We start from the raw sequence: 14,098 nt of genomic DNA on the forward strand, positions 1-14,098 counted from the left end.
CATCTCTTCGCTGCGAAGGATGACTTATTTAGAAAATCGAAGGCATGACCACAGCCCCCGGACATGCCGGAGTGCGCGGTGGAGCCAGTCTTCATCCCGTTCCCTGGAGCACCCGGCGATTCGTCGCCGTGGTGATCCAACCTCTTTTCTGCCCGGCTTTATGCGCAGGATGATCCGCCGTGACAATAAAAAAGTCGATCATGATTGCTTTTTTATGGCGCACGCAAGCCCGCAACCCCGCCAAACCTGCGGGTTTCAGCGGTAGGCCGCATTCAAAGTGCGGCTAGATAGCAACAATTGAGCTAGACTTATTACTCGTCGCTCGCCATGCTTCGGGTCATCGGCCGCGAGCGTGACCGCCTTCGTGCGGAGGCGCTGCGGCCCAACGACAATCATGGATGGAGAGGCGCCCGATGCCGGTCATGGCTGAGAGGATTTCCGTTGTGTCGCCCGTCGCGGGAGTGAAGCGGCGATGAGTGAGGCTCTCGATTACGACGTCATCGTCATCGGCACCGGGGCGGCGGGGCTCAGCGCCGCAGCGCTTGCAGCACAGGGCGGCGCCAGCGTCCTGATGGTCGAGGCAGCCGACCGCACCGGCGGGTCGAGCGCCTTGTCCGGCGGCGTGTTCTACGCGGCGGGCACATCGCTCCAGCGCGAGGCCGGGCTGGAGGACGACACGGCCGAGGCGATGTTCCACTATTACATGACGCTCAACCAGTACAAGCTGGAGCCCGCCCTCGTGCGCACGCTTTGCGAACGCTCGGCCGAGGCGTTCGAGTGGCTGCGCGAAATCGGCGTCGGGTTCACCGTCGAAAACCTCTACGCCTCGGGCGTCGACAAGGTCCGGCGCGGCCACCGTGCGACGGACGGCGGCGCGGGCATCGTCGAAGGCCTCGAAGGCTTCCTGTCCGGCAGGAACATCGATACCGTCCTCGATACCCGCGTCGAGACCCTGCTGGTCGAGAACGGCCGGGTCTGCGGCATCGTCGCCGACGGCGCGCCGGTGCGCAGCGCCGCAACGGTGATCGCCACCGGCGGCTTCGGCGCCAATCCCGAGATGCTGGCGCAACTCTATCCCGATGCCTCGCGTTACGGCGACCTCCACTGGTATATCGGCGCCCCTACCTGCCGGGGCGATGGCCTCGGCCTTGCCGCGCAAGTGGAGGGGCAGTTGAGCAAGGCCAATCGCGGCCTGCTCCTGATCACTCCGGGCTTCGTCAAGGACCTCGAAAGCTACCTCCCCGGCTGGCTGATGATGGTGAACCGCGACGGGCGCCGGTTCATCGACGAAACGATAGAATATTCGGTCCTCGCCGCCGTCCTCGACGAACAGCCGGGACGGGACTGCTTCGCGGTGTTCGACGAGGCATCGCGCCTCGCCTCGAAGACCACCAAATACCGGCCTGCCCCCAACTGGACGGCGGACCGGCTGCTGGACCATGTGGAGGCCGGAACGCTGATCAGCGCACCGACGCTGGAGGACCTTGCCGGGAAACTCGGCGTGCCCGCCGCCCGTCTTGCGACGACGGCAGAGCGCTACAATTCGCTGGTACAGATAGGGAACGACGAGGACTACTTCAAGCCCTCGGCGATGCTGCGGCCGGTCGCGCAAGGGCCGTTCTACGCCGCGCATATCCGCCCGGCCGTGATCTGCTGGACGGGCACCGGCATCCGTATCGACACCGAAGCCCGCGTGCTCGGCGCCGACGATCGCCCGGTGCCGGGCCTCTACGCCGCCGGGGAGACGACCGGCGGCATGTTCGGCCAATGCTACGCGGCGGGCGGCGCCTCGATCGGCAACGCGGTCGTCTTCGGCCGCATCGCCGGCGCCAACGCCGCGAAAGAGAAGGTGAACGCATGACCATGGGAGACAGGACCGTCGACGTCCTCATCGCCGGGACCGGCGCGGCGGGTCTCACCGCCGCCGTCACCGCGCGGCGCGCCGGGCTGGACGTGCTGGTGGTGGAGAAGGAAGCCGTCTTCGGCGGCACCACCGCGACCTCCGGCGGCGTGCTGTGGGTACCCGGCAACCACCACTCCCCGGCCATGCAGCGCGCCACCGGCCAGAGCGACGACATCGAGAGCGCCCGCGCCTATCTGGTCGAGGAAACCGGCAACTACATCGAGCCCGACCGGGTCGAAGCCTACCTCGACACCGCGCCGCGCATGGTGCGCTTTCTGGAAGAAAACAGCCACGTCCGGTTCTACGGGATGGACTATCCCGACTATCACTCGGAGAGCGCGCATAGCTCCATCGTCCGCTCGATCGGCACCGTCGATTACGAGGCGCGCGAACTCGGGCCGCACCTGAAGAACCTCAAGCAGCAGTTGCCGCAGACGCTGTTCCTCGGTTTTGCCGTGGGTTCGGGCGTGGAGATGATCCAGTTCATGAAGGCTGGCCGATCGGTCAAGGCGCTGGGCTTCGTCTCGAAGAAACTGGCCAGGCACTTCGCCGATGTGCTGCGCTATGGCGAGGGGCAGCAGGTGGTGCGCGGGCGGGCGCTGGTGGCGCGGCTGGCGCGCACGCTGTTCGACCTCGACGTGCCGATCTGGCTGTCCTCCCCCGTCGCCGGGCTGACCCGCGCGGATGGGCGCGTCACCGGGGCCGAGATCGACACCCCGCAAGGCCGGGTGCGGATCACCGCGCGCCGGGGTGTCGTCCTCGCCTGCGGGGGCTATCCCAACGACCCGGAGCGCCGCGCCGCGACCTTCCCGGCGCCCGCCAACAACCGCGAGCAGCGCAACCCGACCAACCCCGGCAACACCGGCGACGGCATCCGCCTGGCCGAGAGCGTCGGCGGCGTCTTCAACGGCAACGTCGCCCATGCAGCACCGTGGATGCCGGTCTCCGTCCTGCCGGGATCGACGGACTTCACCGGCGTCTGGCCGCACCTGATCGACCGGCAGAAGCCGGGCTTCATCGCCGTGCGCCCCGACGGCCGCCGCTTCGGGGACGAGTCCAGCGCCTACCACGACCTCGTCCCCCAGATGACCCGCGCCAGCGAGGGTGACGCCAGCGCATGGTGCTGGCTGATCGGCGACGCGGCGGCGGTGAAGAAATGGGGCATCGGCATGGTCCGCCCCTTCCCCATTCCCCATGGGCAGCACTTGCGCAGCGGCTACCTCAAGCGCGCCGCGACGCTGCAGGAACTCGCCGCCCAATGCGGCATCGACCCCGCCGCGCTGGAACGCACGGTCGCGACCTTCAACGCCAATGCCGAGGCCGGAGTGGACCCCGAGTTCGGACGCGGCGGGCGGGTCTACGACGTCTATCAGGGCGACCCGGAGCACCGGCCCAACACCTGCCTCGGCCCGCTGACCAAGGGTCCGTACTGCGCCATCCGCATGGAGGCGGGGATCATCGGCACGTTCGCGGGGCTCAGGACCGACCGCCACGCCCGCGTCCTCGACGGCGAAGGAGCGCCGGTGCAGGGCCTCTACGCAGTGGGCAACGACCAGGCCAACGTCTTCGCCGGGGCCTATCCGGGCGCGGGGGCGACGATCGGCCCTGCCATGACCTTCGCCTATATCGCGGGCAGACACCTTGCGGGGCAGGCGGCGTAAATGGAGGAGTTCGACTTCATCGTCAGCGGCGCGGGCTCGGCGGGCTGCGTCGTCGCGGCGCGGCTCAGCGAGAACGGGCGTTACTCGGTGCTGCTGCTGGAGGCCGGGCCGGAGGACAAGGCGTTCTGGATCAGGCCGCCGATGGGCTACCCGATGCTGTTCGCCGACCCCAAGGTCAACTGGATGTTCGAGAGCGAGCCCGAGGCCGAACTCGGCGGCCGCCGCATGTACCAGCCTCGCGGCAAGGTGCTGGGCGGGACCAGTTCGATCAACGGCATGCTCTATATCCGGGGCAACGCGCGCGACTACGACGACTGGCGCCAGCGCGGATGCGAGGGTTGGAGCTTCGCCGACGTCCTGCCCTACTTCCGCAAGGCCGAGGACCAGCAGCGCGGACCCAATGCCTATCACGGCGTCGGCGGACCGCTGACGGTGTCCGACCAGCCGGGCCGCTCCGAGATCGCCGTCGCCATCGTCGAGGCGGCGCAGGAGGCGGGCATTCCCTACAACCCGGACTTCAACGGCGCGGAGCAGGAAGGCACCGGCTTCTTCCAGACGACCACCCGCAACAACCGGCGCTGGAATACCTCGCAGGCGTACCTCACCCCGGCGCGGGGGCGGGCCAACCTGAAGATTGAGACCGACGCCCATGCTACCCGGGTGCTCGTCGAAGGGGGCCGCGCCACCGGGATCGAGTACCGCACCAAAGCGGGCCTGGTCACCGCCAGGGCGCGGCGGGAAGTGGTGGTCTGCGGCGGCGCCTTCGGGTCGCCGCAGCTTCTGCAGCTTTCCGGCATCGGCCCCGCCGCGCACTTGCGCGAAAGCGGCATCGCGCCGGTGCTCGACCTGCCGGGCGTCGGTGCCAACCTGATGGACCATTTCTACATCTCGCTGATGTTCCGCTGCACCCGGCCGATCACCATCAACGAACTGGCCAACAGCCCGCTGCGCAAGCTGAAGGCGGGGATCGACTACGTCCTGTTCAACAAGGGGCCGCTCGCCAGCAACGGCATCTATGCGGGCATCTTCACCCGCACCGACGAGCGGCAGGACCGGCCCAACCTGCAGGTCAACACCAACATCTGGACCGTCCAGAGCCGCACGGCGGCGGGCATGAAGGCCCACCCCTTCCCCGGCTTCACGATGAGCCCGGTCCACCTCAACCCGCGCGCCAGCGGCACGGTGCGGCTGCGCGGGCCGGACCCGCTGGCCGACCCGGTGATCCGCCAGAACTTCCTGACCGACCGCATCGACGTGGATGCGATGATCGCGGCGGTGAAGGTGGTGCGCGGCGTGGCCGCCCAGCCCGCGCTCGCGCCCTACAATGCGGGCGAGATATCGCCCGGCGCGGATGCCCGCAGCGACGCGGAGATCGAGGCTTACGTGCGCGCCGCCGCCATCGCCAACCTGCACCCGGTCGGTTCGTGCCGGATGGGTGTCAGCGCCGACGCGGTGGTCGATCCGCGCCTGCGCGTCCACGGCATCGCCGGGCTTCGCGTCGCCGACGCCTCGATCATGCCGAGCCTGCCGTCCGGCAACACCAACGCCCCCTCGATCATGATCGGCGAGAAGTGCGCCGACATGATCCTGGAAGACGCCCGATAAAAGAGGAGAGAGACATGCCGACACTGGAACAGCGCATCGCCCGGCTGGAAGCGGAATCGCAGATCCGCCAGCTCGTCGCCCGCTACTGCTTCACCATCGACGACCGCGACATCGACGGCATCCGCGCCCTCTTCGCGCCCGATGCGGTGCTGAAATCGGCGGACGGGGTGATGAACGCCACCGGCGTCGATGCGATCATGACGCAGTACGACGGGCGCTTCGACGTGCTCGGGCCGGGGCACCACTTCATGCACGACGTCCAGATCGACTTCGTCGGCGATGGCTCGCTAGAAGCGACGGGCCGTGTGATCGGCCATGCGGAATTGTGGCGCGGCGGCAGGATGATGGTCACCGCCATCCGCTACGACGACAAGTATCGCAACACCGACGCGGGCTGGAAGTTCGCCGAGCGGACGATCGGCTTCCTCTACTACGTGCCGATCGAGGACTATCCGAACATCCTCTCCACGCCCTTGCGCAACCACGCCTATCCCGAGCCCATGCCGGCGGATTTCCCCGAGCGCCTGCCGACCTGGATCGCCTACGAGAAATCGCGCGGGAGGGGCTGAATCCTCCCCCGAGGGGAGGGGGACCATGCGCAGCATGGTGGAGGGGCACAGGCGGTTTGCGTGAGATCGAAGGGAAGCGCCCCGCGCGAGGGTGCCCCTCCACCACCCTGCGGGTGGTCCCCCTCCCCGTGCCGGGGAGGAATTTGCACCCACCTCGTCATTGCGAGCGCAGCGAAGCAATCCAGGGCCGCGCAAGACCGCCCTGGATTGCTTCGCTGCGCTCGCAATGACGAACTTGGGGTTTGCAGATACGACAATACCCGCTGGCGAGTGCGGGCCATTACGCCGGGGAAATCAACGCAAGTCCGAGAACATCGGGTCGGCGTCGGGAGCGTCCAAGCTGGGACGCAGGGTTTTGTTTTCCGTGAAGCTCTGGCGAGCGGCCGGGTAACTCACGGTGCAGCCCGGCTCGACCTGTATTCCATCGGACTTGTCCCATGTAGCCGTCGTTAGGGCTCGCAGCGTTATCGGCCGATGGTTGTCCGGCGGGGACATCCGGTGCCCTGCGTCAAGTCGCAGGAGCGGGCGGATGACGCTTTCCGGGAACTCAGGGACAGTCCGGGTCTTCGAACGGACGCGTGGGTTGCACGATCGCGGCTTGAAACCGCATCCCGGCCCACGACGCCGACCCGATACACCTTTCCAGCGTGATCATCGCCGGATCGGATGCTGGGGCTTATAACCCATTTGGCGATAAATGTCAACCTGCCTCATCCGATCATCGCTTCCACTTCCTCGCGGATGATCTTGCCGCTGGCGCTGCGGGGGAACGCCTCCATCGCGATGAAGCGTACCGCCTTGGGCCGCTTGTATCCGGCCAGCGCGTCGCGGCACATCTGCATCACCACCTGCTCGTCGAGCGAGGGATCGTTGCGCGCGATCACCGCCACCGGCACTTCGCCCCATTGCGGGTCCGGGCGGCGCACGACGATGGCATCGTTGACCCGCGCATCGGCGAACAGCACGCGCTCGATCTCGGCCGGGTAGATGTTCTCGCCGCCCGACTTGATCAGGTACTTGGAGCGGCCGACGAAATCGTAGCCCGAAGGCGTCCGGCGGAACAGGTCGCCCATGTGGAACCAGCCTCCGGCGAAGCACTCGGCATTGGTGGCCTCGGCATTCCAGTAGCCGCTGAACAGCGTCGGCCCGCGCACGCAGGCCTCGCCGGTCGCGCCGTCGGGCACCTCGTTGCCGTCCGCACCCAGCAGGCGCAAGTCGCACAGCAGGCTCAGCCGCTTGGGGAAAGCCGAAGGCATCGTGCCGACGGGGATCAGATCGGCCGATAGCGGCGGCATTCCCGTCTCGGTCGCACCGAATGAGTTGAGGTAAGGCGCGCCCAATGCCCGGGTGATCGCCGCGATCGTGGCGGAGGGGACGAGGTCCGCCATGCAGCCCGCCGCCTTGACCCCGCGCACCCTGGCATCCCGCGCCTCGAGCCGTTCGAGCAGCGGCTCGATCGTCGCGGGCACCAGCATTAGCCAGCCTATCGGAAATTCCTCAAGCGCATCGACCAGCGCATCGGCGTCGAAACCGTCGATGATGATCCCGGTGCCGCCGCACATCAGCGTCGCCAGCAGGTGCTCGGTCCCGCCCATGTGGAACATCGGCGCCCACGAGACGTAGGCGTCAGTCATCGCCACGCCCATGTCGAGCCGCATGGCGCACATCCGCGCGACTTCGGCGCGGTGGCTGATCACGGCGGCCTTGGGCAGCCCCGTCGTGCCGCTGGTGTAGATGATGAGCAGGCCGTCTTCCGGTTCGGCCACGCTGGCGGTCTCTCCCGCCGCGCCGAGACGATCGATGGCGGCGAAGGGACGACCGTTCGCCACTTTCTCCCCGAGGACCTGATGGCGGGACGAGGCGACCAGCAGCGAGGGGTCCACCAGTTCGACGCAGTGGCGCATCTCGGCATCGGAGAGCCGCCAGTTGAGGCAGGCCGCGATCAGCCCCAGCTTCGCGCAGGCAAGCTGGACGGCGGTGTACTCGAAGCGGTTTTCCGACAGGATCGCCACGCGCTGCCCGCGCACGAGCCCGCGTGCGGCGAAATCGGCGGCCACCGCATCGACGCAGGCAAGCACCTCGGCATAGCCGAGGCGCATCCCGCCCTGCACGATCGCCAGCGCCTGGGGGGTCGCCCGCGCGCGCATGGCGACAAGGTCATAGACGCTGGCTGCGAAAGCCTTCTCCATCATCGCTGTCTCTCCCGTCCGTTTCTATTCTTGCCCTGAGCACGACGTTGTCCGGTGCGACCACAAGTTCCGCGTCGCAGGTGTCCTGGTCCCAGGTCCCGCGCGCCAGCACGCCGTCGCCCGCCAGCACGTTGCCCAGCAACGCCGCCTCGATCGAGCATATCTCCCGGTCGGGCCGCGCTTCCATCACCATGTTGAGCAGATAGGCGAGGTTCGTCGGCCCCGGATTGACCGTGCGCGGGCCGAAGCCCAGCGCCTCGGCCGCGGCGGGGTCGACGTGGATCGCATTGTCGTCGCCCAGCGCCTCGCACCACAGCGCCATCGCCTCGGCGGGCACGGCGCCAAGTTCCCACGCGCTCATGCGGGTGCCTGCACGGCCGGTCCGGGCGCGGGCATGATCGTGGTGAGGCTGACCCGCGCGTGCGGCCGCCCGGCGGCGCTGACCGTCATGCCCAGGGTCAGGTGGTCGGCCGCGCCGAACCTGCGGCTTGCCTTGCGCTCCAGCGAGACCACGCGGGCGGCCACGTCGTACCCGGTATCGACCGTCAGCGGCGCGTCGTAGTCGATCCGGCAGCGACCCAGCACCGCCCCCTCGTCGAACGCGAGGCCGAGCGCACGGCACACGTCGCCCACCCGCGCACCCATGCCGCCCAGCGCCGCGACGAAGGCGAAGACGGGGTGCGCCTCCTTGGCCCGGCGCTGCGGCGCAGCGCAGGACCGCCGGATCGCATCGTCGAGCCCGGCAGACAGCAGGAAGCGCCCCGGCGGTATCGCGAAATGGTCCATGCCTCTCCCGGAATGGCTGCTTGGTAAGTCCGCGCCCACGTGTTGCATGTCGCGCGATTGGGCGTAAAGCTGACCTCGGGCTTCGCCGGAGTCAACCGCAATCGAGGCCAGTAATGAGGATGGTTCAATTATCATGGCGAACCCGGTGAAGACCACGGAGGCCGAACCCCTCGCCTGGCGGCGGCGCAAGGACTATCGCCCGCAGGAAATCCTCGCCGCCGCGCGCCGGCTGATCGAGGAGGAAGGCACCACGGCCACCTCGATGGCGCGGATCGCCAAGCTGGCGGGCGTGTCCGAGGCTACGGTCTACAAATACTACGACAGCAAGCAGGAACTGGTGAACCAGGTGCTGGTCGACTGGGCGACGCCTTTCGTCGAGCGCCTGATCGCAGAGCTGCGGCACATCACCGACCTGCGTTCGCAGCTGACGCTGATCGCCGCGCGCTTCATGCGCTCGATCGAGGAGACGCCGCGCTTCCACCGCGTGTTCTACCAGGAACTGCGCTGGGCGGACTATCGCGGGTCGGCGCTGCACAAGCTCAACCACGTCTTCGCGCATAGCGTGGTCGAGGCGGTGCAGCAGGCGCAGCACGAGGGCAAAGTCCGCGCCGACGTCGATCCGGTGATGATCCGCGACATGATGTTCGGCGGGCTGGAGCACGTCGCCATGCGCACCAGCTTCATCGGCCGCCCGCTCGACATCGACGCGGAGGCGAAGCGGTATGTCGACGTGCTGCTCTGCGGCGTGCTGTCCGAGCCGGGCGAACCGCGCGGACCGTCGGAAACGGAGCGGCTGTCGGCGCTGATCGACCGGATGGAAGCGGCGCTGCGAGGGAGGCCGGGCAGCTAATTCTCCCACCCTTCGTCATTGCGAGCGTAGCGAAGCAATCCAGGGCAGGATAAGCCGCCCTGGATTGCTTCGCTACGCTCGCAATGACGAACGGGGGAGAATGGCCATCGCGCCTGCACATCCGCTTTGATCTCCGTTCGATTCGCCGCAGCATAATTATAAAAGACGTTCATGAATGTCTTTTTTTATCGACCGGATTGCGCTACCGATCAGGTTGGCGAGGCCGGAACCCACCGGCCCGCACGGCGTGGGAGAGCGCGATCCAGTGAGACGACCCGGCGCGGACGAACCGACGATGCAGGCGCTCAAGAGCGCCCAGACCCGCGCGCGGCTGATCGACGCGACGATCCGGGTGCTCGTCCGCAGCGGCTATTCGCGCACCACGACGCCGCAGGTGGCGATCGAGGCCGGGCTGTCACGCGGCGCGATGCTGCACCACTTCGACAACGGCGTATCGCTCATCAAGGCGACCATCATGCACCTGCACGAGCGCCGCCTGCGCGCCTTTCGCCGCGCCGCGGAGCGCAGTGCGCTGGATCACAGAGCGATGGTGCGCACGTACTGGAAGCAGATCCAGAAGCCCGCCTTCATCGCCTTCCACGAACTGGCGGTGGCGGCACGTACCAGTCCCGACCTCGCCGCCGTGCTGATGCCGCTGCAGGTGGAGTTCCGCGAGCGGTTCAACCAACTCGCCGTCCAGCTCTATCCCGAATGGCAGGCAAGCCCGGAGAAGTTCGCGCTGGCCATGGCGATCTCGCAAGCGACGATGGAAGGCATGGCGATCAACCTGCTGACGGGCGCCATGGACGCCGGGCTGGTGGAGCCGGTGCTCGAAGCGCTCGAAACCCAGCTCCACGCCCTCAGGCCGCAGGATCAGGCGGCATGAGCGAGACCCCAGCGAATGCCCCGCCGCAGCAGTTCGTGGAACACCGGGTAATTCCACGCACAGCGCTGCGGATGGGGCCAGAACGGGCTTACCGGCAGCAGGTCGTAGTGACCCCGGCAATGGCCGAGCGTCAAGTAGAGGATCGCACCCTCGCCGACCTTGCGCTCGTAGAGCACGGGCACTTCCGCCTCGTCCCAGTCGGCATCGCGGAACTCGTCGCAGCGACCGGTGAAGCTGGTGTGCAGCAGCACGTCGATGTCTGCGGTGCGGTGCGTCAGGTAAAGCTCGTCCTCGACCCGGAAGTCGCGCAGCCCTTGCGTCATCTCGTGATCGCCCCGGGTGACGAAGACCTTGAACGGCGCGATCGGCGGATGGCCGGCGAAACGCGTGCCGAGCAGGCCGGTGAAGGCGGGCACCTCGTCCGGGGTATCGACCACGCCGTCCGCGCCGAAGCGCAGCACCGCGTTGGTCCCGTGCAGCGCCAGCCAGCGCCCGCCGCGCGCCAGGAACGCCTCCAGCGCGGCGACTTCCTCGCCGCGCGTCGGCACCAGATCGCAGGTGTAAGTGATCAGCAGGTCCGCCGCCGCAAGGCTCGCCAGATCGGCGTAATCGGAGGCCACGGAGGCGCGGATGCGCGGTGTTTCCGCCAGCAGTTTGAGCAATTCGAGGCGGGCATAATCGATGTCGTGGAACTTCCCCGCGGCGATCAGGTGGACCTTCATTCCGGCAAACTCCCCTCACGTGTGTGCGTGTATGCGCCCGAGCGTAAGGCTCGCCACGCCTGCGTCCAAGCATCGAAATTCAGGCCGCAGCGCGGTCGCTTCATCATCGGAGAATACGAATGAGCGGTAAGGGCAAAGGCCCCCTCGCAGGTGTCAGGGTGCTCGATCTCACCAGCGTGCTGATGGGGCCTTATGCGACGCAGATCTTCGCCGATCTGGGCGCGGACGTGATCAAGGTGGAGAGCCCCTCGGGCGACACCACACGCTTCATCCCGCCGGGGCCGGACGCCTCGCGCGGGGCGATGTTCCTCAACGTCAATCGCGGCAAGCGCTCGATCGTGCTCGACCTCAAGCAGGGCGAGGCGCGCGCCGCGCTGCTGAAGATGGCGGAAAGCGCCGACGTGTTCATCCACTCGATGCGTTCCAGCGCGATCGGGCGGCTCGGGCTGGACTATGCGGCGCTGAAGGCCGTGAACCCGAAGATCATCTACGCCAACCTCTACGGATTCGCGCGGAGCGGCCCGTACCGCGACTATCCCGCCTACGACGACATCGTGCAGGCCGCCTCGGGCATCGTCGACCTGCAGGCGCGCCTCTCGGGCGGCGAGCCGACTTATGCCGCGACGGTGATCGCCGACAAGGTGGCGGGCCTCACCGGCGCCTACTCGGTGATCGCAGCGCTCTATGCGCGCGAGAAGACCGGGATCGGGCAGGAGATCGAGGTCCCGATGTTCGAGACGCTGGTGTCCTTCGCCATGGTCGAGCATTTGTGCGGCTCGCTCTTCGTGCCGCCCCAGGGGCCGCCCGAATACCCCCGCGCCACCTCGGAAGCGCGGCGCCCCTACCGCACGGCGGACGGCTACATCGGCGTGATGATCTACAACGATAAGCACTGGCGCGCCTTCTTCGATGCGCTGGGCAACCCGGAGTGGTCGCAGGACGCCATGTTCGCCTCGATGCGATCGCGCACGCAGAACATCGGCACCGTGCTGGCGAAGGTGGCCGAAGTGATCGAGACGCGAACGACCGAGGAATGGGTGGAGCTGTTCCGTCAGGCCCACATCCCCGCCACCGCGATCAAGAGCCTGACCGACCTGCTCGACGATCCGCATCTGGTCGAAACCGGCTTCTGGCAGGAGCGCGAAACGCCCGAGGGCACCCTGCGCTTCCCCGGCATCCCGACGACTTTCTCCGAAACCCCCGGCGCCATCGGCGATCCCGGCCCAGCGCTGGGCGGCGAAAGCCTCGACGTCCTGCGCGAAGCGGGTTTCTCGGCCGAGGAGATCGCCGATCTCCAAGCGCGGGGCGCGGTAAGGACGGCGGCATGAGCCCCGAAACCCATTGGCGCACGGCGCTGGCGGAAGGTCGCCTGCTGCTCCAGCGCGCGGAGGATGGCAGCGCGGTGTTCCCCCCGCGCCTCGCCGCACCGGGCAGCGGCGGGCCGCTCGAATGGTTCGAGGCATCCGGGCGCGGCCGGGTCTACACGCTCTCGTGGATCAACCGGAAGCCGCCCGCCGAGCCCTATCACGTCGCGCTGATAGACCTCGACGAAGGCGCGCGGCTGATGAGCCGGGTGGAGGGCGTGACGCCCGAAACGCTGGCCATCGGGATGCGTGTGGAAGCGTTCGTCGATCACGACGGGGATGCACCGCTGCTGCTGTTTCGGCCGGTGGAGGACTGACGATGACCGACACCTTCCCTCGCGCCCGCACCGCCATCGCGGGCCTCGCCACCTTCGGCATCGGCGAGACGCCCGGATACAGTTCGATGGAACTGACCGCGCAGGCCGCCCTCCTCGCCGTCGCCGATGCCGGGTTGACGCTGGCTGACGTCGATGCCCTGTTCATCTGCCAGCCGGACGACTTCTTCGCAGGGCTCTCCTTCGCCGAATACCTCGGCCTGCAGCCGCGCTATACCGACAACAACCGCACCGGCGGCTCGGCCTTCATGAGCCACATGGCGGTGGCGGCGATGATGCTGGAGGCGGGCTATATCGACTGCGCGCTGATCGCCTACGGCTCCAACCAGCGCAGCAACGGCGGCAAGCTGGCGACGAAGATCACCAATAATCAGTGGGATGCGCCTTACGCGCCCATATTCCCGCTGACCGGCTATGCGCTGGCGGCTGCGCGTCACATGCACGAATATGGCACCACCCGCGAAGACCTCGCCGCCGTGGCGCTGGCCGCAAGGGCCTGGGCGCAGACCAACCCCGAGGCTTTCGCCAAAGGCCCGCTGTCGCTGGAGGAGTGCCTTGCCGCCCGCATGATCAGCACCCCGATCTCGGTGCGCGACTGCTGCCTCGTCACCGACGGCGCGGCGGCGATCGTGATGACACGCACGCCCCGCGCCCGCGACCTTGCGAAACCCGCCGTGCCGCTGCTGGGCGCGGCTGCTGCGACGTGGTGGAATTCGATCGCGCAGGCCAAGGACGTGACCGTCACCGCCGCCAGGGAGTCCGGCGCGCGGGCGATGGCGATGGCGGGAGTCTCTCCCTCCGACATCCGCACCGCGCAGCTCTACGACGCGTTCACGATCAACACGATCCTGTTCCTCGAGGACCTCGGTTTCTGCGCCAAGGGCGAAGGCGGCCGCTTCGTGAGCAGCGGCGCCATCGCACCGGGCGGCAGTCTGCCGGTGAACACCAACGGCGGCGGCCTCTCGTGCTGCCACCCGGGGATGTACGGCCTCTTCGCGGTGATCGAGGCCGCGCGCCAGATCCGGGGCGAGGCGGCGAACCAGCTGTCCGGCGTGGATGTCGCGCTGGCGCACGGCAACGGCGGCACCCTGTCCAGCCAGGCGACGGTGGTGCTGGGGAGTGTGGCTACCTTGTAAGTCGGAATGCGCCGTCGTCCCGGACTTGATCCGGGACCGCTGGCCGTGAACAGCCCACCTCGCGTCAGGACGTCTCACGGCCAGCATTCGCC

General features: G+C 67.9%; 13 protein-coding genes. 9 read left to right on the plus strand and 4 right to left on the minus strand.

The features are described 5' to 3' along the window. The first annotated feature begins 472 nt into the window (after nucleotides 1–472). From PKE80_RS13460 to PKE80_RS13475, 4 genes are read left to right on the plus strand one after another with little or no spacing between them, the layout of a single operon-like run. Nucleotides 473–1,861 carry an FAD-dependent oxidoreductase gene (locus PKE80_RS13460; RefSeq protein WP_271182907.1) on the plus strand — a complete coding sequence of 463 codons (1,389 nt, stop codon included), beginning with the start codon at nucleotides 473–475 and terminating at the stop codon, nucleotides 1,859–1,861. Then, entirely contained in the window at nucleotides 1,858–3,564 is a 1,707-nt protein-coding gene (locus PKE80_RS13465; protein WP_271182908.1) for an FAD-dependent oxidoreductase, read from the plus strand. Before PKE80_RS13460 ends, PKE80_RS13465 begins: the two co-directional genes overlap by 4 nt. Beyond that, nucleotides 3,565–5,169, plus strand: coding sequence for a GMC family oxidoreductase (locus PKE80_RS13470; RefSeq protein ID WP_271182909.1), 1,605 nt, complete (start codon nucleotides 3,565–3,567; stop codon nucleotides 5,167–5,169). A 14-nt stretch (nucleotides 5,170–5,183) separates the two neighbouring features. Then, entirely contained in the window at nucleotides 5,184–5,738 is a 555-nt protein-coding gene (locus PKE80_RS13475; RefSeq protein ID WP_271182910.1) for a nuclear transport factor 2 family protein, read from the plus strand. A 710-nt stretch (nucleotides 5,739–6,448) separates the two neighbouring features. Here the strand turns inward: PKE80_RS13475 and PKE80_RS13480 are convergent. The 3 genes from PKE80_RS13480 to PKE80_RS13490 are packed head-to-tail and all read right to left on the minus strand — an operon-like array spanning nucleotide 6,449 to nucleotide 8,713. Next, on the minus strand, nucleotides 6,449–7,930 hold the full coding sequence (locus tag PKE80_RS13480) for a class I adenylate-forming enzyme family protein (RefSeq protein ID WP_271182911.1): 1,482 nt from the start codon (nucleotides 7,928–7,930) through the stop codon (nucleotides 6,449–6,451). Further along, nucleotides 7,896–8,288 carry a hotdog family protein gene (locus PKE80_RS13485; RefSeq protein ID WP_051586885.1) on the minus strand — a complete coding sequence of 131 codons (393 nt, stop codon included), beginning with the start codon at nucleotides 8,286–8,288 and terminating at the stop codon, nucleotides 7,896–7,898. The genes PKE80_RS13480 and PKE80_RS13485 overlap by 35 nt, the downstream gene beginning before the upstream one ends. Further along, nucleotides 8,285–8,713: a hypothetical protein gene (locus tag PKE80_RS13490; RefSeq protein ID WP_008829114.1), complete on the minus strand. Its 429-nt coding sequence runs from the start codon at nucleotides 8,711–8,713 to the stop codon at nucleotides 8,285–8,287. The genes PKE80_RS13485 and PKE80_RS13490 overlap by 4 nt, the downstream gene beginning before the upstream one ends. Nucleotides 8,714–8,846: 133 nt before the next feature. On the opposite strand from PKE80_RS13490, the gene PKE80_RS13495 reads away from it, so the two are divergent. Both PKE80_RS13495 and PKE80_RS13500 read left to right on the plus strand, forming a co-directional pair. Continuing rightward, nucleotides 8,847–9,563 carry a TetR/AcrR family transcriptional regulator gene (locus PKE80_RS13495; RefSeq protein WP_271182912.1) on the plus strand — a complete coding sequence of 239 codons (717 nt, stop codon included), beginning with the start codon at nucleotides 8,847–8,849 and terminating at the stop codon, nucleotides 9,561–9,563. A gap of 265 nt (nucleotides 9,564–9,828) precedes the next feature. Further along, nucleotides 9,829–10,449 (plus strand): TetR/AcrR family transcriptional regulator, encoded by a 621-nt coding sequence (locus PKE80_RS13500; protein ID WP_271182913.1) that lies wholly within the window; start codon nucleotides 9,829–9,831, stop codon nucleotides 10,447–10,449. Here PKE80_RS13500 and PKE80_RS13505 read toward each other — a convergent pair. Then, entirely contained in the window at nucleotides 10,437–11,171 is a 735-nt protein-coding gene (locus PKE80_RS13505; RefSeq protein ID WP_271182914.1) for a ThuA domain-containing protein, read from the minus strand. The genes PKE80_RS13500 and PKE80_RS13505 overlap by 13 nt on opposite strands. Before the next feature lie 119 nt (nucleotides 11,172–11,290). On the opposite strand from PKE80_RS13505, the gene PKE80_RS13510 reads away from it, so the two are divergent. The 3 genes from PKE80_RS13510 to PKE80_RS13520 are packed head-to-tail and all read left to right on the plus strand — an operon-like array spanning nucleotide 11,291 to nucleotide 14,006. Next, nucleotides 11,291–12,499 carry a CaiB/BaiF CoA transferase family protein gene (locus tag PKE80_RS13510; RefSeq protein ID WP_211151705.1) on the plus strand — a complete coding sequence of 403 codons (1,209 nt, stop codon included), beginning with the start codon at nucleotides 11,291–11,293 and terminating at the stop codon, nucleotides 12,497–12,499. Then, nucleotides 12,496–12,852: a Zn-ribbon domain-containing OB-fold protein gene (locus PKE80_RS13515; protein ID WP_271182915.1), complete on the plus strand. Its 357-nt coding sequence runs from the start codon at nucleotides 12,496–12,498 to the stop codon at nucleotides 12,850–12,852. The genes PKE80_RS13510 and PKE80_RS13515 overlap by 4 nt, the downstream gene beginning before the upstream one ends. 2 nt (nucleotides 12,853–12,854) lie before the next feature. Next, a complete protein-coding gene (locus PKE80_RS13520; protein WP_271182916.1) occupies nucleotides 12,855–14,006 on the plus strand; it encodes an acetyl-CoA acetyltransferase in 1,152 nt (383 codons plus the stop codon). Nucleotides 14,007–14,098 lie beyond the last annotated feature (92 nt).

This window comes from Novosphingobium resinovorum (genome assembly GCF_027922145.1).
In the GTDB taxonomy this organism is placed as follows: domain Bacteria; phylum Pseudomonadota; class Alphaproteobacteria; order Sphingomonadales; family Sphingomonadaceae; genus Novosphingobium; species Novosphingobium resinovorum.